A 16,756-nucleotide genomic window follows, 5' to 3' on the forward strand; every position below is an offset into this window, starting at 1 on the left:
CAACTGATGGGTAGGGGTGGAAAGTTCGTGGTCCAGTTTCTGGACCGCAAACCTCCGGATGCGGAAACAGCACCCCCTACCGTCCTGCCCATGGTTCAGGTACACCCGCGGCCCGGGGCCGGAGACACGGTAACGAGCGTCACCCCTGCGGGTCAGCGGCCCGGCAAGGGCCTGGGCGGCAACTCCGTCGGCCTGCTGGGCAGCGCCGTCATCGGCATCTCCACCGTCGCCCCCGTCTACTGCCTGACCTCCACCCTCGGCCCCACCGCGGGCCAGGTCGGCGTCCAGATGCCCGCCGTCTTCCTGGCCGGCTTCCTGCCGATGCTGCTGGTCGCCTTCGCCTACCGCGAGCTGAACAAGGCCGTCCCCGACTGCGGCACGTCCTTCACCTGGACGGTGCAGGCGTTCGGGCCGCGCGTCGGCTGGATGTGCGGCTGGGGCCTCGTGATCGCCACGATCATCGTCCTGTCGAACCTCGCGGGCGTGGCGACGTCCTTCTTCTACCTCCTCCTCGGGCAGCTCACCGGCAACGACTCCGTGGCCGCCCTCGACGGGAATCGCCCCGTGCACGTGGCGACGTGCCTCGCCTTCATCGCCGCGGCGACGGCCATCAGCTACCGGGGCATGACCGCGACCAAGGGCGTGCAGTACGCGCTGGTCGCCCTGCAACTCGCCGTCCTGGCCGTCTTCGTGGCGATGGCCCTCACCAAGGCCCGCTCGGGCGACCTGCCCGCCTCCACCGGCTTCTCCTGGACCTGGCTGAACCCCTTCGCCGTCCAGTCCTTCGCGGCCTTCACGGCGGGGCTCTCGCTGTCCATCTTCATGTTCTGGGGCTGGGACGCGTGCCTGACCGTCAACGAGGAGACGCAGGGCAGCGCGAAGACCCCCGGCCGCGCCGCGCTCCTCGCCATGGTCGTCCTCGTCGGCTCGTACCTGCTGACCGCCGTCGCCGCCCAGATGTTCGCCGGCACCGGCGAGGAGGGCACCGGCCTCGGCAACCCCGACACCGCCGGCAACGTCTTCGCCGCGCTCGCCGACCCGGTCATGGGCACCGCCCTGGGCGTGCTGCTGTTCGTCGCCGTCCTGGCCTCCGCGGCCGCCAGCCTCCAGACGACGTTCCTGCCCGTCGCCCGCACGGTGCTGGCCATGAGCGCCTACGAGGCCCTGCCGCCGTCCTTCGCCCGCATCCACCCGCGCTTCAGGTCCCCCGGCCGGGCCACGGTCGCCGCCGGCACCGCCACGGGCGTCTTCTACGCGGCCATGAGCTTCCTCAGCGAGAACGTCCTCATCGACACGATCTACGCCCTCGGCCTGATGATTTGCTTCTACTACTCGATCACGGCGTTCGCGTGCGCCTGGTACTTCCGCGGCGAGCTCCGTCGCTCCGTGCGGGACGCCCTCTTCAAGGGCGTGTTCCCTGTCCTGGGCGGTGCGCTGCTGGCCGCCGTGTTCGGCAAGACGCTGTACGACATGTGGGACCCGTCCTACGGGAGCGGCAGTTCGGTGCTGGGCGTCGGCTCGGTGTTCGTGATCGGCGTGGCACTGCTCCTGCTGGGCGTCGTGCTGATGCTCGCCATGCAGCGCCGCAGCCCGGCGTTCTTCCGCGGCGAGGTGCTGACGCGGTCGACGCCGGCGCTGGTGGTGGAGGGGTAGGAACGGCGCCGGGGGTGCAGGGCTGCTGTTGTGCAGCCCTGCACCCCCGGCCGTTCTGCCGCGGTCAGCCCGTCAGGGGTCAGGCCGCCTGAGGCCAGGCCTCCTCGGGCCGGTCATCTCCGGGGCGATCGTCCTCAGGGGGGCCGTCCCCGGGCTGGTCATGATCGGGGCGGTCGTCCCCGGAGCGGGGCTTCCCGGGTCCGGCTTCGTCAGGCCGGCCCTCCTCCAGAACGGCCTCGACGTCAACCGTGACGTCGACCATGTCGCTGACGACCACCCCGCCCCGGTCGACCACGTCGTTCCAGCTCACCCCGAAGTCCTGGCGGTTGAGGCGGGTCGTGGCGGTGAAACCGGCCCTGCGCCTGGGGCCGGCGTCGCGGCCGTCCTCCCACCAGGGCGTGTCCCACTGCCCCAGGTACGTCACGTCGAACGTCACGGGACGGGTCGTGCCCCGGATGGTGAGATCCCCCGTGACCTCGAACTCGGTCGCGCTCGCCTGACGGACGCCCGTCCCCGTGAAGGTCCATTCGGGGTGGGTGTCGCAGGCGAAGAAATCCGCGCTGCGGAGATGGGCGTCGCGCTGCTCCTGGCCCGTGTACACCTGGGTCGCGTCGACCACCGCCTCCACGCGCGCCTTTTCCGGATCGGCAGGATCGACCTCCAGCGAGCCGCGCACGTTCTTCAACTGCCCGCGCACGTAGGTGACCATCATGTGCCTGGCGCGGAATTCGGCGCCCGTGTGGCCGGGTTCGAAGAACCATCTGGTGACGCCCATGGCACACCTCCCGGACAGGGGGACCTGGGCAGGGGGCCCGCGCGGAGGAGCCTGGGCAGGCCGCTCCGCCTTGGGACCTGGCCCTCGGGACCTGCCCCTTCCGTCAGGATAGGTCGCCATGGACTTCTCTGCGCCTTCGTGCGTCCTGGGCAGCGACGGCCTCTGCGCGCCCCACACCGGCCGCGGCCACGACCCCGATGCCTTCGTCGAGATCGGCTCCCTGACGAAGGTGCTGACCGGAACGCTGCTGATGCGGCTGGCGGCGCAGGGCGTCGTCTCCGTGGACGACCCCGTGGAACGGCGGCTCGCGACACCGGCAGGTACGGGCATCACGCTGCAGCAGCTCCAGGAGCACACCTCGGGCCTGCCCCGGCTGCCTCCTCCGCTGCCCGGGGCGCGGCGCTCGGACCCGTACCGGCCGTTCACCGACCAGGCGCTGAGGGACCTCCTCGCCGCCGGCCTGGGCGCCCTGGCGGTCGCCCCTCCCGGCGAGAAGGAGGAGTACTCCAACCTCGGGTACGCCGTGCTGGGCGCGGCGCTGTCGGCCGCGGCGGGCGCCCCGTACGCGGACCTGCTGGCGGAGCACGTCCTGGACCCGCTGGGCATACGGAACGAGGTCACTCATCAGCCCCCGCGGGACCGCAGCCTGGTACCGACCGGGCTCTTCGGCCGCCGGCTCCGGCCGTGGACGATGACCGGCGCGATCCTCCCCGCGGGCGGCCTGTGGGCGACACCGCGGGCGGCCGCCCGCATCCTCACCGGCCTGGTGGTGGAGCGGGTGCTGGGGGAGCCGGCCCCGGCGTGGCGGCGGGCGGGCGAACTCGTCTGGCACAACGGCGCCACCCGCAACGCCTCGGTCTTCGCCGGCGCCTTCCCCGACGGCCGCTGGATCCTCGTCCACCGCCTGGGCGGCGCGCCGGACGCGACGGACCGCATGGGCATCCAGCACTTGCGGGGGGAGCGGTGCGACGGCGGCAGCGCCGGGCGGCCCCCGGGCCGCCGCCGCTAGGGGCTCCACTCACCGGTGGAGCCGCCCCGAAGCGGTGGGATACCGACGGCTATTTGCGCTTCCGGGACGAGAAGCCCGTGACCTTCTGAGGCGCAATCCGGACGATCAGACGGACCACCTCGTCCGACTCGACCGGCGGGTCCTCGCCGAGGTACTTCTGCGAGAGCCTGCGGGGCAGCGACTTCTCCGGGTCCTCGACCAGCTCGGCGGTACCTGAGATGTCCACGGAGTGGTACGGGTTGTCGGTGTCATAGACGGTCAGGCTGACCCGGGGATCCCGGGCGAGGTTCCGGGCCTTCAAACGCCCCGCCGTGGTGGAGAACAGGACGGTGTCCCCGTCCCTCGCTATCCAGACCACCGAGGTCTGCGGTCCGCCGTCCCGGTTGAGCGTGGCGACGGTCGCAAAGTTCTTCCCGTCCAGCAGCTTGCGTGTCTCGTCGCTGAACTCCACCGGCATGACTGCCTCCATCTGTTGGGATCACGAGCTCATTGCTCACGCAGAACGCGGGCGAGGGCCGGCGATCTTCCCTCTTTGTCGGCCTCTTTGCCGGTCTTTGCCGGAGTGAGAACCAGGTCCGAGAACCAGGTCGCCGACGCTGTCCTAGGCCACGCGCTCGGTGAGGAAGTCCTCCCAGGTCCGCTGCCCGACCGAGGCGCCCTCCAGGGTCAGGTTCTCGCCCGCACGGTATGCACGGCCGACCTTCCCCGGCATCCGGACGGGCAGCAGCATCCGGTGCTTGCCGCGCGCCTGCAGATAGCCGCGGCTGAGGTCGCCCAGGCCGTACACCTTCGGGCCGGTGAGGTCGGGCACCAGGCCCGCCGGGCGGCCGAGGGCCAGTTCCACGAGACGCGCGGCGACGTCGCGCGCGTCCACCGGCTGCCAGCGGAGGCCGCCCGGGGCGGGCACCAGCGGCAGCTTCGCCATCTTCTCCACGACCGTCAGGGCCAGGTCGTGGAACTGGGCCGCCCGCAGCGTCGTCCACGGAATCCCTGATTCCGATATGGCCTGCTCCGCGCCCAGCTTGGCCCTGAAGTACCCCAGCGGCAGCTTGTCCGCCCCGATCACCGATATGTACACGATGTGCTCCACCCCGGCGCGCTGTGCCGCCCGCACCAGGTGCCGCGTGGCCTCGTCGTCCCCCTTCGGGCCGCCCGCGAGGTGCAGGACCGTCTCCACGCCCTCCAGCGCCGCGTCCAGGCCCTCGCCCTTGAGCAGATCCGCCGAGACGTGCTCGACGCCCTGCTCCGGCTCGCCGCCGCGCCGGCTGAGCACCCGGACCGTGCGGCCCGCCTCCCGCAGCAGCGGGACGACGAGGCGGCCGAGCGTGCCCGTACCACCGGTGACCAGAACGGGGGCGGCCTTCGCGGTCATCTCCGGCATCTCCACCATCTCCCAAGTGCCCGCCCGGGAGATGATCCCCCGGGGTCGTCGCGTCTTATTTCTGCCTCTGCCTCTATGACCCGCTGCGAAGAAGGAATGTGACAGGTGGACGAAAAAACTTCCGAAGCTTCCGTGGCCGTGCTCTTCGAAGAGCACCGGCCCCGCCTGAGAGCCGTGGCCTACCGCATGCTCGGTTCGCTCAGCGAGGCCGACGACGCCGTCCAGGAGACCTGGCTGCGGCTGGACCGCACGGACGCCGCCGAGATCGACAACCTCGGCGGCTGGCTGACCACGGTGATCGGGCGCATCTGCCTGAACCTGCTGCGGTCGAGGGAGCAGCGGCGCGAGGACCCCCTGGAGATACGCATCCCCGACCCCGTCATCAGCCGCGAGGACGGCACGGCCGGCGCCGACCCGGAACAGGAGGCGCTGCTCGTCGACTCGGTCGGCCTGGCCATGCTCGTGGTCCTGCAGTCGCTGAGCCCCGCAGAACGGCTCGCGTTCGTCCTGCACGACATGTTCCACGTGCCGTTCGACGACATCGCCCCGCTCATCGAGAAGACCCCGGCCGCGACCCGCCAGCTCGCCAGCCGCGCCCGCCGCCGCGTGCAGGGCGCCGCCCCCGCGCCCGACCCGGACCTCGCCCGCCAGCGCGTCGCCGTCGACGCGTTCTTCGCGGCGGCGCGCGACGGCGACTTCGAGGCGCTCGTCTCGGTGCTGGACCCCGACGTCGTCCTGCGCTCGGACGGCGGCACGGCCCGCACCGGCCTCTCGGTCCTCATCCGCGGCGCGCGGACGGTGGCCGCCCAGGCGACCTCCTGGGGCAAGCTGTCCCCGTTCGCCTTCCCGGCGCTCATCAACGGCGTCGCCGGAGTCGTGGTCGTCCCCCAGAAGCAGCCGGTGTCGGTCATGTCCTTCACCGTGGTGGAGGGGAGGGTCACCACCATCGAGGTCCTGGCCGACCCGGAGCGGCTGCGGCGACTGGACCTGTCGGCGCTGGGCGTGGCCTGAGGTTCGGTGGGGTGGGGTGGGGTGGGGTTGTTGTGGTGCGGTTCCGTGGTTCGGGTGCGGGTTAGAACAGGCTGGCAGCGGGGGGAGGGGTGGGGGCTTGGGTTCGGTGTTCGGGGTGTGCGGTGGGTGGGTGGTTGGCCGCCGTACTCCTGCCGTCACGGATGCGGGCGCGTGAGGAGACCTTGCGCGTGCGTTGTGGCTGAGGGGGAGCTGGCTGCTGCCGCGATGTGGTTTCTCCCGTCGTGGGCGCTTCGCTAGGCGCGCCTAGCGTTGTGGCCGGGCGGCCGGCTGACCCGTGGAGGGTGGTTTCTGCGATGGGGGCTGCCCGGTGGGGTAGTTGAGGTGTGCGACTGGCGCTCTTGGCGCGCTTGTACGCCGTGCGGCCGTCGGGCCGGGTGACTTCTGGCGCCCGCAGCCGGGTGGTGGGGCTCGCGAGGCGGAGGCTGCCCGGTGGGCGGTTGAGGCATGCGGCTGGCGTCCTCGGCCCGGTTGTACGCCGTGTGGCCGCTGGCCCGGCGACTTCCGGCGCCTGCAGCCGGGTGGCGGGGCCAGTGAGACGGGGGCTGCCCGGTGGGGCGATTGAGGCATGCGGTTGGCGTCCTTGACGCACTTGTACGCCGTGCGGCCACCGGACCGGGCGACTTCCGGCCCCCACAGCCGGGCGCTGGGGCCAGTGAGGCGGGCACTGCCGCATGGGACGGCCGAGGCATACGGCCAACACCTTCCGCGCACTTCTACGCCGCTCATCCCCGCCCTGGCCGGTGGATTTCCGCGCCGAGAGGGCGCCAGCCCCCCCACCACCCGCACTCGCCCGCTCAGCCACGACGGTGGCGAGCTGAGCGAAGCGCCCACGACGGGCCCAGCCACATCGCGGCAGCAGCCAGCTCCCCATCAGCCCAGGCCGATGGGGAGGTCTCCTCACGCGCCCGCATCCGTGACGGCAGGAGTACGGCGGCCAACCACCCACCGGGCGACGGACACCCGACGGAGCCGCGCCCCCCACCCCTCCCCCTGCTGCCAGCCTGTTCTGACCCGCACCCGAACCACGGATCTCCGCCCAGCGGGGCCTTTTATGCCGCGGCGATGTAGGTGGCGATGTAGGTAAGGGACCCGGCCCAGGCGGGGCGACGAACGCGGGGCCATTCTGTTTCGTCGGCCACATCGAGGTGATTCACCGGACACGGCTGGGGAAGGGCGTCAGGTCATGGAGAACTTGGCGACGTACTCGTCGAAGGGCTCGATGCCGACTTCCGCACGGAGTTCGTCCATGCGCTCGGGCTCTTCGCAGGGCCACGGAACCGGTGCCCCGTCCTTCACGCCGGCGATCTGAGTGCCGTAGACCTGTTTACGGCCCTCGTTGACCAGCGTGCGGTCGCGCAGGAAGGCCAGCTCGCGGGCGCCGGCTGAGCCTGCCGCCACTGCTTGCTGCATCAACTGGAGGGCCCGGCGCTGAACGTCGAGCTGTCGGTCAGCGTGCTGGGCGATCAGCCATGCCGCGCTTGCGGCCTCCTCGCCGACGAGTTCCGCTGTCGGCCAGCCGTACTCATCCATGATCTCGCCGAGCCGGTCACCGTGCCGTGCGGTCAGTCGCCGCCAGGCCAATTGCTCTGCCGGCTCATCGCTGTTCGCGCGGACTGCGGACTGATGATCGGCCGCAGCCATGTCCCTGAGTTCCACTGCCAGCGCGGCAACGTCCTGCGTCACTTTCAACTCCCTGGTCAGGCCCGTGTTTGTGTCCGCCGCAAGCCTAGAGGTGCAAATCCGACGTAAAGATCATTCCGGAGAACGGTGACAGACGCTTCCCCGCGTGGGGATAATGGATCTACCCCCGAAGCCAGAGCCGGATCGCTGCGACGGTCGCGGTACGAGGAATACGCCGTGTCGCCGCCGAGATGGTCCGGTCGGGTGCGGGGGCTGCCGCGTGGGACGGCCGAGGCATACGGCCGACGCCGTCCGCGCACTTCTACGCCGCCTGGCCCCGCCCTGGCCGGTGGATTTCCGGGCCGAGAGGGCATCCGCCCCCACGATCCGCACTCGGCCGCTCAGCCGCGATGGTGGCGAGCTGAGCGAAGCGCCCACGACGGGCCCAGCCACATCGCGGCAGCTGCCAGCTCCCCATCAGCCCAGGCCGATGGGGAGGTCTCTTCACGCGCCCGCATCCGTGACGGCGGGAGTACGGCGGCCAACTGCCCACGGCCCGCCGGACACCCGACGGAGCCGCGCCCCCCACCCCTCCCCCTGCTACCAGCCTGTTCTGACCTGTGCCCACCGGCCGCGTCTATGTCGCCCAGCGGCCGGACTTGACCTCGCGGATGAAGGACGACCACGCCGCGGTGGGGGCGACGAACGTGGGCCCGTTCTGTTGCTTGGAGTCGCGTATGCCGACCCGGTCGCCAAGTGCCGCGACCGAGACGCAGCTGCCGATGCCGTTGTCGCTGCTGTAGGAGGACTTGAACCAGGACGCTTCACGTGCCACGTCGTGGGTGGTGAGGCGGCTGTCAGTGCTCATGGCTCTCTTCCCAGTCGGTGCAGAAACTCAGCCGTTTGGGCCGGTGCCAGTGCCCCGCCGCGCATCGCGTCGAACCCTCGGTCGTACTTGCCGACCTCGCGCTTCCTGCGCCCACCGGCTGCGTTTATGCCGCCCAGCGGCCGGCTCTGACCTCGCGTATGAAGGACGCCCACGCCGCCGACGGAGTTATGACGGCCGGACCGTTGTGCTGTTTGGAGTCGCGAACCCCGACGTGGTCGGTCAGCAGGGTGACCGAGATGCACCCACCGGCGCCGTTGTCGCCGCTGTAGGACGACTTGAACCAGTGCTCTTGGGGCGCTACTTCGAGGGCAGTTGGGCAGGGGCTACTGCTCATTGATCTCTCTTCCCAGTCGGTGCAGAAATTCTGCCGTTTTGGCTGGAGCGAGGGCGCCCTCCCGCAGCGCATCGAATTTCCGGGCGTGCTTCCAGACCTCCCGCGCCCGGTCGGTGACTGTCATGACGGACGGGCTGTCTTCCATGACGACAGGGTCGAGGCCGTCGTCGAATTCCAGGATGACGAAGTTCGCGCTTGCCCTGTAGGTGGGCAGGTTCATGGGCAGGATCTGGACCGTCACGTGGTCGAGTGTCGCTGCCCGTGCGATCTCTTCGTACTGCTCGCACATGACCGCCGTGCTGCCGACCACGCGTCGAAGGGCAGCTTCGTCAAGGATCACGCGCAGCTCAACCGGATCGTCTCCAAACACCACCTCCTTGCGCTTCATACGGGCGGCCACGGATTCCTCTACGAACTCGGTTGTCTTCTCCTCGACCGGCTTGGCCGTGGTGAACAGGGCTCGCGCATAGCGCTCCGTCTGCAGGAGGCCGAAGACGACCTGGGAGTGCCAGGCGCGCATCGTGCGAGCATCGCTCTCCAGTCCCACATAAAGCAGCTGACCGGACGGCATGTAGTTCTGGTACGGCCTGTACCAGTCGGCGCTGAGTGAATCCCGGTGGAGAGCCAGTAGCTGTTCACGGTCATTGCGGTCTGTGACGCCGTAGAAGTCGAGCAGATCTTCGAGATCGCGGACGCGCGGAAGCTGATTGTGCCCGGACTCCACCCTGTGGAGCTTGGTGTGTGAGCTCTCGATGGCTGCGGCTGCTTCTTTTGCGCTGTACCCCTTCTTCTCCCGCAGGCGGCGGAGCTCCTTGCCCAGCTCTCTCCGACGGAACGTCGGACCGCGTCGTGCTGCCACTCTGAGCCCTCCCGGTGCTGTACCCCGTGCCGCGCTTCTGTACCCCGAGGACGTGCCTCTGTTGGTTCGAGAACAAGCCCCTGTTGCCCGCCAGGGCGCGGCTGTTGGCAGTCTTCCACCCTGCGTCCATGGGTGTGCAAGCCCTGCCCAGGGTTAGGCATATGCCAGTTCTTCTAAGGATCCTTAGAAAGGTTGTGAGTGAAGTCGAGCTTGCGGGACCGTAGTTCAACCAGCCCCCACCCGCTCGCAAGGGAGCCGACCCATGCCTCCATACCCCCGCACCGCCCACACCGGCGGAGGCCTCACCTACGTCCTCCCGTCGGCCGGCGGGACCGGTGTCGACGCCGTCACCCGCGCCGCCATCGCCATGGACCGCTGGCTCCCCGCGCCCAGCCAGGTGGAGGCCATCACCCAGCGGCTCCGCGACTACATCGGTGAGGCGGTCTCCGCGCTGGAAAAGGACCCGCGCGAGGAGGCCCTCGCCGCCGTGCGCGAGGCGCGGCACCGGCTCGGGCTGGGGCCCGGGGACGGGTACACGTCGGCGGTCACGTACGCCCGTGGGCTCGGGCTGGTGGCGAAGGAGCTCCGCGACCTCCGGCGGGGGCCGAAGTGAGGGCCGCCCGGTCCTGGGGCCGTATCCGCACCTGGTGGTGCCTGTACGGGCAGTTCTCCCGGCCCGTCCGCTTCCTCCGGCCGAGTCGGCGCCGGGTCCACGCCGCCGCCCGTGCGCGGTACGCGGACCCGGGCTTCCTCGACGCGTCCTTGCGTCAGCTCGCCCTGCGCATCGAGGTGATTTCGCTGCCGCACACCGGCGGGCCGCCCGCGCTCACGCCCGCGCCGGGCTGTACCTGTGGCGGCCCGCCTGTCAGCGCGCCACAGGCGTAGTCGTCCCGCAGGCCGGGTCCTCGCCGCCCGCGGGGCAGTTGTTGCCGGTCGTGGCGGACGTGACGCTGCTGGTCAGGCGGGAGTCGCCCGACGGCCGGTCGTGCACCCGCGCCGAGTAGCTGATCGTTGCCTTCGCGCCGGAGGCGAGGTCGCCCTGCCAGGTGAGTTGGGGGGCTGCGAACGCCGCCCTGCCGGTGTCGGCGGAGACGGAGGCAGGGAGGATCGCCGCGTCGTCCGCCACGCCGGACAGGTCGTCGGCGATCGCAGCGCCCGTGATCGCGGTGGTGCCGGTGTTGGTCACCGTCACGGTGTAGTGGACCGTGTCACCGGGGCGGGCGGCCGCCCGGTCGGTGGTTTCGGCGATCCTGACCGAGGTCGCCATGGTGTCGAACGGTGCGGCCGGCACCATGGCCGCGCCGGTGATCACCCCTACGCCCACGAGGAAGGCGACGAGGGTCAGAACTCTGGGCAGACGATCAGGCAAGACGGTCCCCTCTCCCTGCACGCGTTGGCTGCGTGGGGAGATGGCTTGCACCGGACCATGACCGTTACCCGTAAACCGCCCCAAGGAGTGAAAGGGCCCGCCCTTCTCACTTCTCGCCCAGGAACACCGGGTTCGTCATCGCCACCATCGGCCCCGGGACTCCCGACGCCCCGCCGTCCGCCGCCGGGCGTCGCACCTCGGCCCGTACGTACGCCGCGTACGACGGCGTGGTGCGCCATTCGATCACCCCGGCTCCCCCTCCCACCGCCGTCGTGAAGAGTCGGCCCTGGTCCGTGATGAAGGCGGCCGTACAGTCCGCCGGGACTCCCGAGATCTCCAGCCGGGCCGTCACGTCCGCATCGGCCGCCACCCGTAGGCGCTCGCCGATGCCCGCGTGCGCGCCCCGGCCGCCGCCGATCACCCCGAAGGACAGCTTCACCGCCGACGACTCCGCGATCCAGCTCCGGCCCGCCCGGATCCCCGCCTGCAGGGCCTGCCGCGACAGGTCGTCCGCCAGGACCACCGTCTGGGGCAGGCCGACGACCTGGGGTTCGCGGTGGGCGTCGCTGTTGCCCATGGCGGGCAGCCAGCGACCGCCGTCGCGTACGGACGCGACCAGCATCGCGTCCCACGCCGCCACCGCGACCTCGTCGTCCGGGGTGTAGGGGCCGTTCCACACCTCCACCGCGTCCGCGTCCTCGAAGCCGTACTTCCAGTTGCAGCCGACGCAGGTGCCGTACGGGTGGGCGGGGACGACCAGGCCGCCCGCCTGCCGGATCCGGCGCGCGAAGCGGCCGAACGCGCCGTCGCGGGCGCGGTACCGCCAGTCGACGAACGTGCCGGGGTCCGTGCCCAGGGCGACGACGTGGCCGTTGCGGGTGGTGACCTCCTCGCCCGTGAGGATGAGGAGGTCGTCGCCCCACAGGCCCTCCCAGGCCGCGTGCGCCGAGGTCGTGTTGTGCTCGGTGGTCGTGATCCAGTCCAGCCCGGCGGCGCGGGCCGCGGCGGCGATCTCGGCGGGGGTGCGCTTGCCGTCGGAGTGGACGCTGTGGAGGTGGTTGTCGCCGCGGTACCAGGCCCGCCCCCGGCCCCGGGCGCGCTGCGGCGGGTACACCGGCCGCGGGGACGAACCGGCCGGCGCCCCGGACGGCGGGCCCCCGAACCGCAGCGTCACCGTCACCTCGTACGCCAGGCCCTGCGGCGCGACCGTGTACGGGCCGAGCACCACGTGCCAGGTGCCGGGGCGCACCGGCCCCGGCAGATAGCCGGGCGTGGCCCGCTCGGCGCCGATCGCGAACTCCGTCCGCGCGCCTCCCGACCAGCCGCGGAAGCCCGCCCCGCCCAGTGCCGTGCCGCGTTCGTCGAAGATGCCGATGTCGCAGGCGTTGCCCTGCGTGCCGGCGGGCACGACCGGCCGGTCGTACGTGTAGGAGACGGCGATCTCGCGCACGCCGGGAGGCACGTCCACGGGCAGGTACACGTAGTCGGGGGCTCCGGCCGGCAGCCGCCCGGAGACCGTGCGGGTCACCGCCGGCGCACCGGCGTCGCTCGCGAACGTCACGGTATCGAGCGTAGGCACGCCCGCCGCCCCCGCGACAGCCGTGGCCGTCGCAGTCCTGAGCAGGTCGCGCCGCCGCATGCGTCTCATCAGCGTCCTCCCTGTGCCTTCGGCGGAAGGGAACCCCTTGGGGCGTCCCTCAGGGCGTCCCCCGGGGGCACTGTTGTACGCCCCGATGGCGCGCAGGGGTACGGGGCCGGTCCGTGATTGCGACATTTGCGTGGCGGTCAGCCCCGCCGGTCGGCGTGGCAGGACCGTTTGGGCTTACGGTGAGCCCCGGTCCGGGCAGTTCACCCAGGATCGACAGGACCGACGCCCAGGAGGTGCCGCCGCGTGCGGATCGCAACCACGGTCTTCCTCACCGACGAGACGATCAGCCCGGTCCGGCTCGCGAGCGAGCTGGAGCAGCGGGGCTTCGACGGGCTGTACCTGCCGCAGCACACGCACATCCCCGTCAGCCGGGAGACGCCCGCGCCGGCGGGCGATCCGCTGCCGCGCGAGTACGGCCGGGCCCTCGACCCGCTCGTGGCGCTGGGGCAGGCCGCGGCGGTCACCGAGCGGATCGGGCTCGGGACGGGCGTCCTGCTGGTCGCCCAGCACGACCCGATCGCGCTGGCCAAGCAGATCGCGACGCTCGACTTCGTCAGCGGCGGGCGCCTCACGCTGGGCATCGGCTACGGCTGGAACGTGGAGGAGGCCGCCGACCACGGCGTCGACTGGAAGGCGCGGCGGGATCTCGTACGCGACCGGATGGCGCTGATGCGGGCGCTGTGGGCGGAGGAACCGACGGGGTACCGCGGCGAGTTCGGCGCGGTCAGCGCGAGCTTCGCGCACCCCAAGCCGCTGCGGACGCCGCGCTCGCGCGGGGCGGACGTGCCGCACCTCGTGGGGCCGCGCACGCTGATCGGGGGAGGGGCCGGGCCGAAGCTGTTCGCGCATGTGGCGGAGTACGCGGACGGCTGGATGCCCGTCGGCGGGAGCGGCCTCAAGGAGGCGATCCCGCAGCTGCGCCGGGCCTGGCAGGAGGCCGGGCGGCCGGGCGAGCCGCAGGTCGTGCCGTACGCCGTGCACCCGTCGGCGGGGAAGCTCGCGTACTTCGCGGAGCTGGGGCTCGCCGAGGTCGTGGTGGGGCTGCCGTCGGCGGGGGAGGCGGAGATCCTGCGGGCGCTGGACGCCCACGCGGAGTTCCTGTAAACGCGGCCCGGTAATCGCGGCCCGGCGGGTGCCGCGGTCGTCGGGGTCGTGGGTCCGCGCCGTGGCGGAATCCTTTCGGAGGCCTCCTCCGGGTGGCGTGACCAGTCGCACACGAGCAGCTACCCGGCCTCTTCCGGACGGCCCGTCACCCGCTCGTATGCTCGGACAATGAACTCCACCCCGCCGCCCCCGCAGGGACCCGCACCGACCGCCAACGCCATGCGTCGCGCGCTCAAACGCGCCCGGGACGGCGTGGCCCTGGACGTCACCGAGGCCGCCGTGCTCCTCCAGGCCCGCGGCGCGGACCTGGAGGACCTGTGCGCGTCCGCCGCCCGGGTGCGCGACGCGGGACTGGAAGCCGCCGGACGCCCCGGCGTCATCACGTACTCCAAAAGCGTCTTCATCCCCCTCACCCGCCTCTGCCGGGACAAGTGCCACTACTGCACCTTCGCCACCGTCCCGGGCAAGCTGCGCCGCGCCGGGCAGGGGATGTTCATGTCCCCGGACGAGGTGCTGGACATCGCCCGCCGCGGCGCGGAACTCGGCTGCAAGGAAGCGCTGATCACCCTCGGCGACAAGCCGGAGGACCGCTGGCCCGAGGCCCGCGAGTGGCTGGACGCCCACGGCTACGACGACACCATCGCCTACGTCCGGGCCGTCTCCATTCGCATCCTGGAGGAGACGGGGCTGCTGCCGCACCTCAACCCGGGCGTCATGACCTGGACCGACTTCCAGCGCCTCAAGCCGGTGTCGCCTTCCATGGGCCTGATGCTGGAGACCACCGCCCAGCGGCTGTGGAGCGAGCCGGGCATGCCGCACCACGGCTCGCCCGACAAGGAACCCGCCGTCCGGCTGCGCCACCTGGAGGACGCCGGCCGCAGCTCGGTGCCCCTCACCAGCGGGCTGCTGATCGGCATCGGGGAGACGCCCGAGGAGCGCGCCGACTCCCTGTTCGCCCTGCGCAGGGTCGCCCGCGCCTACCACGGCATCCAGGAACTGATCATCCAGAACTTCCGGGCCAAGTCGGACACGGCCATGCGCCGCATGCCGGACGCGACCCTCGACGACCTGGTCGCCACCGTCGCCGTCGCCCGGCTCATCATGGGACCCTCCGGCTGCCTCCAGGCCCCGCCCAACCTGGTGGACGACGAGTACGCGCGCCTCATCGGCGCCGGCATCGACGACTGGGGCGGCGTCTCCCCGATCACCCCCGACCACGTCAACCCGGAGCGCCCCTGGCCGCAGATCGAGGAGCTCGCCGAGCGCTCGGCGGCGGCCGGGTTCCGGCTGCAGGAACGACTCGCCGTCTACCCGGAGTTCGTGCGGCGCGGCGAGCCGTGGCTCGACCCGCGCGTCATGCCGCACGTGCGCGCCCTGGCCGACCCGGAGACCGGGCTGGCGAACGAGCACGCCGAGGTCAAGGGCCTGCCCTGGCAGGAGCCGGAGGACGTCTTCGTCCCCTCCGGCCGCACCGAACTGCACCGGGACGTCGACACCGAGGGCCGCACGGCGGACCGGCGCGAGGACTTCGACGAGGTCTACGGCGACTGGGAGGCGCTGCGCGAGGCCGCCGCGCCCGGCATGGTGCCCGAGAAGATCGACGCGGACGTGCGGGCCGCGCTCGCGCAGGCCGCCGACGACCCCACCCGGCTCACCGACGCCGAGGCCCTCGCCCTCCTCCACGCCGACGGGCCCGCGCTCGACGCGCTCTGCCGCATCGCCGACGAGCTGCGGCGCGACGTGGTCGGCGACGACGTCACGTACATCGTCACGCGCAACATCAACTTCACCAACGTCTGCTACACCGGCTGCCGCTTCTGCGCCTTCGCCCAGCGGCGCACCGACGCCGACGCGTACACCCTCTCCCTGGAGCAGGTCGCCGACCGGGCCGCGCAGGCGTGGGACGTCGGCGCGGTCGAGGTCTGCATGCAGGGCGGCATCCACCCCGACCTGCCCGGCACGGCCTACTTCGACATCGCGCGGGCCGTGAAGAAGCGCGTGCCGGGCATGCACGTGCACGCCTTCTCGCCGATGGAGATCGTCAACGGCGCGACCCGGACGGGCCTGTCCGTACGGGAATGGCTGACCGCGGCGAAGGAGGCCGGGCTCGACACCATCCCCGGCACGGCCGCGGAGATCCTCGACGACGAGGTCCGCTGGGTCCTCACCAAGGGCAAGCTGCCCGCCGCCACGTGGATCGAGGTCGTCAAGACCGCGCACGAGCTGGGGATCCGGTCCTCGTCCACGATGATGTACGGGCACGTGGACCAGCCGCGGCACTGGCTCGGGCACTTCCGGCGGCTGGCCGGGATCCAGCAGGAGACCGGCGGCTTCACGGAGTTCGTCACGCTGCCGTTCATCCACACGAACGCGCCCGTGTACCTGGCGGGCATCTCGCGCCCCGGGCCGACCACGCGCGACAACCGTGCGGTCACGGCCATGGCCCGGCTGCTGCTCCACCCGCACATCACCAACATCCAGACGAGCTGGGTCAAACTGGGCGCGGAGGGGGCGGCGGAGATGCTCCGCTCCGGCGCGAACGACCTCGGCGGGACGCTGATGGAGGAGACCATCTCCCGCATGGCGGGCTCCTCGTACGGCTCGTACCGGTCGGTCCGGGACCTGGTCGCGATCGCGGAGTCGGCCGGGCGGACGGCGCGGCCGCGGACGACGTTGTACGGGGAGGTTCCGGCGGAGCGGATCGCTGCCGCTGCGGCGTCGGACGGGCATCTGCCGGAGTTGCTGCCGGTGCTGGACGACTAGCGTCCGCTGTGACGGGGGTGTCCCGGATGTTGCCGTCTTGTCGAGATGCCTCGACAAGACGGCGACCTCGTGGCGTTTAGGGTGGCCCGCATGTCTTGGCCTCAGAACCCTCAGCAGCCCCACCAGCCGCAGCAGCCACCGGAGGCCACGGCCGTCGACCAGCCGGCCGTGGCGCCGCCGCCCGGCGCGGTGCACCACCAGCCCACGGTCTTCGCTCAGCCCGCTGTGCAGCCGCCCGCCGTGCAGCCGCCCGCCCCGGCCGCGCCGAACGCCGGCGCCGGCAACCCCCACGCCCAGGCGACCGTCTTCGCCCAGCCCGC

15 protein-coding genes and 1 pseudogene are annotated in these 16,756 nt (G+C 71.8%); 7 read left to right on the top strand and 9 right to left on the bottom strand.

Annotated elements, in window-relative coordinates:
• Positions 1-90: 90 nt before the first annotated feature.
• Positions 91-1,653 (top strand): APC family permease, encoded by a 1,563-nt coding sequence (locus tag B7P34_RS11900; RefSeq protein ID WP_106675818.1) that lies wholly within the window; start codon positions 91-93, stop codon positions 1,651-1,653.
• A gap of 79 nt (positions 1,654-1,732) precedes the next feature.
• On the opposite strand, the gene B7P34_RS11905 is transcribed toward B7P34_RS11900, so the two are convergent.
• Positions 1,733-2,428 carry a YceI family protein gene (locus B7P34_RS11905; protein WP_106675819.1) on the bottom strand — a complete coding sequence of 232 codons (696 nt, stop codon included), beginning with the start codon at positions 2,426-2,428 and terminating at the stop codon, positions 1,733-1,735.
• Positions 2,429-2,546: 118 nt separating this feature from the next.
• On the opposite strand from B7P34_RS11905, the gene B7P34_RS11910 reads away from it, so the two are divergent.
• Positions 2,547-3,437, top strand: a complete 891-nt coding sequence (locus tag B7P34_RS11910) for a serine hydrolase domain-containing protein (protein WP_106675820.1) — start codon at positions 2,547-2,549, stop codon at positions 3,435-3,437.
• Between the two features lie 49 nt (positions 3,438-3,486).
• Here B7P34_RS11910 and B7P34_RS11915 read toward each other — a convergent pair whose 3' ends face one another.
• The gene (locus tag B7P34_RS11915; protein ID WP_106675836.1) at positions 3,487-3,894 is read right to left on the bottom strand and encodes a PPOX class F420-dependent oxidoreductase; all 408 of its coding nucleotides are present in this window, start codon (positions 3,892-3,894) and stop codon (positions 3,487-3,489) included.
• A gap of 144 nt (positions 3,895-4,038) precedes the next feature.
• Positions 4,039-4,827, bottom strand: coding sequence for an SDR family oxidoreductase (locus tag B7P34_RS11920; RefSeq protein ID WP_223267758.1), 789 nt, complete (start codon positions 4,825-4,827; stop codon positions 4,039-4,041).
• Positions 4,828-4,923: 96 nt separating this feature from the next.
• On the opposite strand from B7P34_RS11920, the gene B7P34_RS11925 reads away from it, so the two are divergent.
• Positions 4,924-5,829, top strand: coding sequence for a sigma-70 family RNA polymerase sigma factor (locus tag B7P34_RS11925; RefSeq protein ID WP_106675821.1), 906 nt, complete (start codon positions 4,924-4,926; stop codon positions 5,827-5,829).
• A gap of 1,197 nt (positions 5,830-7,026) precedes the next feature.
• On the opposite strand, the gene B7P34_RS11930 is transcribed toward B7P34_RS11925, so the two are convergent.
• The 4 genes from B7P34_RS11930 to B7P34_RS11950 form a co-directional block, all read right to left on the bottom strand.
• Positions 7,027-7,533 carry a DUF6624 domain-containing protein gene (locus B7P34_RS11930; RefSeq protein ID WP_106675822.1) on the bottom strand — a complete coding sequence of 169 codons (507 nt, stop codon included), beginning with the start codon at positions 7,531-7,533 and terminating at the stop codon, positions 7,027-7,029.
• Between the two features lie 574 nt (positions 7,534-8,107).
• Positions 8,108-8,338 carry a DUF397 domain-containing protein gene (locus B7P34_RS11940; protein ID WP_189382705.1) on the bottom strand — a complete coding sequence of 77 codons (231 nt, stop codon included), beginning with the start codon at positions 8,336-8,338 and terminating at the stop codon, positions 8,108-8,110.
• A 124-nt stretch (positions 8,339-8,462) separates the two neighbouring features.
• Positions 8,463-8,693: a DUF397 domain-containing protein gene (locus B7P34_RS11945; RefSeq protein WP_106675824.1), complete on the bottom strand. Its 231-nt coding sequence runs from the start codon at positions 8,691-8,693 to the stop codon at positions 8,463-8,465.
• A complete protein-coding gene (locus tag B7P34_RS11950; RefSeq protein ID WP_106675825.1) occupies positions 8,683-9,552 on the bottom strand; it encodes a helix-turn-helix domain-containing protein in 870 nt (289 codons plus the stop codon). The genes B7P34_RS11945 and B7P34_RS11950 overlap by 11 nt, the downstream gene beginning before the upstream one ends.
• A gap of 262 nt (positions 9,553-9,814) precedes the next feature.
• Here B7P34_RS11950 and B7P34_RS11955 point away from each other — a divergent pair, with 262 nt between their 5' ends.
• Positions 9,815-10,165, top strand: a complete 351-nt coding sequence (locus B7P34_RS11955; protein ID WP_106675826.1) for a DUF6415 family natural product biosynthesis protein — start codon at positions 9,815-9,817, stop codon at positions 10,163-10,165.
• Positions 10,166-10,417: 252 nt separating this feature from the next.
• Here the strand turns inward: B7P34_RS11955 and B7P34_RS11965 are convergent, their stop codons facing one another.
• Complete coding sequence (locus B7P34_RS11965) at positions 10,418-10,921, bottom strand: DUF7507 domain-containing protein (protein WP_146166798.1); 504 nt, start codon at positions 10,919-10,921, stop codon at positions 10,418-10,420.
• Between the two features lie 106 nt (positions 10,922-11,027).
• Entirely contained in the window at positions 11,028-12,482 is a 1,455-nt protein-coding gene (locus B7P34_RS11970) for a CehA/McbA family metallohydrolase (RefSeq protein ID WP_223267759.1), read from the bottom strand.
• A 330-nt stretch (positions 12,483-12,812) separates the two neighbouring features.
• On the opposite strand from B7P34_RS11970, the gene B7P34_RS11975 reads away from it, so the two are divergent.
• The 3 genes and pseudogenes from B7P34_RS11975 to B7P34_RS36725 all read left to right on the top strand — a co-directional run.
• Positions 12,813-13,673 carry a TIGR03619 family F420-dependent LLM class oxidoreductase gene (locus B7P34_RS11975; protein WP_106675830.1) on the top strand — a complete coding sequence of 287 codons (861 nt, stop codon included), beginning with the start codon at positions 12,813-12,815 and terminating at the stop codon, positions 13,671-13,673.
• 168 nt (positions 13,674-13,841) lie between these two features.
• Positions 13,842-16,436: a bifunctional FO biosynthesis protein CofGH gene (locus tag B7P34_RS11980; RefSeq protein ID WP_106675831.1), complete on the top strand. Its 2,595-nt coding sequence runs from the start codon at positions 13,842-13,844 to the stop codon at positions 16,434-16,436.
• A gap of 90 nt (positions 16,437-16,526) precedes the next feature.
• Positions 16,527-16,756 (top strand): annotated as a pseudogene (locus B7P34_RS36725) (hypothetical protein); the annotation flags it as partial.

It is taken from the genome of Streptosporangium nondiastaticum, from assembly GCF_003011965.1.
Taxonomy (GTDB): Bacteria; Actinomycetota; Actinomycetes; order Streptomycetales; family Streptomycetaceae; genus Streptomyces; species Streptomyces nondiastaticus.

What these genes read in the sequence shown, in the direction of transcription:
- B7P34_RS11910 (WP_106675820.1), top strand. Translation starts at nt 2,547, where the DNA reads ATGGACTTCTCTGCGCCTTCGTGCGTCCTGGGCAGCGACGGCCTCTGC.
- B7P34_RS11900 (WP_106675818.1), top strand. Translation starts at nt 91, where the DNA reads ATGGTTCAGGTACACCCGCGGCCCGGGGCCGGAGACACGGTAACGAGC.
- B7P34_RS11945 (WP_106675824.1), bottom strand. Translation starts at nt 8,693, where the DNA reads ATGAGCAGTAGCCCCTGCCCAACTGCCCTCGAAGTAGCGCCCCAAGAG.
- B7P34_RS11905 (WP_106675819.1), bottom strand. Translation starts at nt 2,428, where the DNA reads ATGGGCGTCACCAGATGGTTCTTCGAACCCGGCCACACGGGCGCCGAA.
- B7P34_RS11915 (WP_106675836.1), bottom strand. Translation starts at nt 3,894, where the DNA reads ATGCCGGTGGAGTTCAGCGACGAGACACGCAAGCTGCTGGACGGGAAG.
- B7P34_RS11920 (WP_223267758.1), bottom strand. Translation starts at nt 4,827, where the DNA reads ATGGTGGAGATGCCGGAGATGACCGCGAAGGCCGCCCCCGTTCTGGTC.
- B7P34_RS11955 (WP_106675826.1), top strand. Translation starts at nt 9,815, where the DNA reads ATGCCTCCATACCCCCGCACCGCCCACACCGGCGGAGGCCTCACCTAC.
- B7P34_RS11980 (WP_106675831.1), top strand. Translation starts at nt 13,842, where the DNA reads ATGAACTCCACCCCGCCGCCCCCGCAGGGACCCGCACCGACCGCCAAC.
- B7P34_RS11940 (WP_189382705.1), bottom strand. Translation starts at nt 8,338, where the DNA reads ATGAGCACTGACAGCCGCCTCACCACCCACGACGTGGCACGTGAAGCG.